The 503-nt window shown below is 55.7% G+C and carries 1 protein-coding gene; it reads right to left on the bottom strand.

Annotation, left to right across the window (positions count from 1 at the left end):
- Positions 1-166: 166 nt before the first annotated feature.
- Positions 167-502, bottom strand: coding sequence for a hydroxyisourate hydrolase (gene uraH, locus J5M66_RS26560; RefSeq protein WP_243433552.1), 336 nt, complete (start codon positions 500-502; stop codon positions 167-169).
- Position 503: the final 1 nt, after the last annotated feature.

Below are 503 nucleotides of genomic sequence, written 5' to 3'. Positions count from 1 at the left end.
ATTCTAAGCTGGATGTACGTTTCTACTCCGCAGTTGCGTTCCAGACGAATAATCGTGAGAGATCGCCTTTTACGCGCATTTTCGATTTCAAGGTCGACGACGCGTAAGTTCCAATCATCCCCATTGGAGTGAGTCCGCTCGCTCCAATGGGGCGGTTGCATGAGGCCTACGAACCGCGATAGGTCGAGAAGCCATACGGGCTCAGCAGCAGCGGAATGTGATAGTGCTGATCCGTCTGCTTTACTTTGAAAATCACCGGAATTTCCGGAAAATACGTCTCGTGCTTCGTCTTCTCGAAGTACTCGCCGGTCTTAAACACCGCCCGAGATTCACCCGCCTCGAACGGCTTGTTCGCCGGGAACAGCTCGGCAATACGCCCCTGTTCATTGGTGGTGCCCTGCGCCAGCGGCTGCCAGTCCTGGCCGACATGACTTTCCAGCGTCACGTTGATGCCCGGCGACGGCAGGCCGTTCTCCAGATTGAGTACGTACACGGTCAGCAGC

This window comes from Pseudomonas sp. 67(2021), assembly GCF_017491835.1.
In the GTDB taxonomy this organism is placed as follows: Bacteria; Pseudomonadota; Gammaproteobacteria; order Pseudomonadales; family Pseudomonadaceae; genus Aquipseudomonas; species Aquipseudomonas atacamensis.
The sequence above is the reverse complement of the archived record's forward strand: the minus strand, read 5'-3'. Positions and strand labels throughout refer to the sequence as shown.